Origin of the sequence: Actinomadura sp. 3N407, from assembly GCF_052245875.1 — a bacterium.
In the GTDB taxonomy this organism is placed as follows: Bacteria; Actinomycetota; Actinomycetes; order Streptosporangiales; family Streptosporangiaceae; genus Spirillospora.
In genome coordinates, this window is the sequence record NZ_JBQQBP010000105.1 from 1 (window position 1) to 537 (window position 537).

Sequence of the window (537 nt, forward strand, 5' to 3'; positions counted from 1 at the left end):
TCCTCACCGAGATCAACGATGGCCTGGAGAAGATCATCACGATCGAAGACCCGGTCGAATATCAACTGGGCGACATCTTGCAGATTCCCGTCAACGAGGCGAAGGGGCTGACGTTCGCGCGCGGGCTGCGGTCGATCCTGCGGCACGATCCCGACAAGATCATGGTGGGCGAAATTCGTGACAGCGAGACCGCGCAGATTGCCGTGCAGGCAGCGCTGACCGGCCACCAGGTGTTCACGACCGTGCATGCCAACAACGTGTTCGATGTGATCGGACGCTTTACCAACATGGGCGTCGATTCATACAGCTTTGTTTCTGCGTTGAACGGTGTGATTGCGCAACGGCTGCTGCGCCAGTGCTGCGCGGATTGCTCGGTGCCGGAGCAGTACGCGCCTGAACTGCTGGCGCGCTCGGGCATCGACCCCGAAGTGGCGCAAGGCTTTCGATTTCGGCGCGGCATTGGCTGTGCGTCGTGCCGAGGCACCGGCTATCGCGGCCGGCGGGCCATCGCGGAGTCACTGCGCATGAATGACGAAC

The 537-nt window shown here is 61.8% G+C and carries 1 protein-coding gene; it reads left to right on the forward strand.

Features of this window, described 5'->3' with window-relative positions; all coding sequences use genetic code 11:
* On the forward strand, positions 1 to 537 hold a 537-nt coding region (locus ACTWPP_RS45155), incomplete at both ends, for a GspE/PulE family protein (protein WP_443110642.1).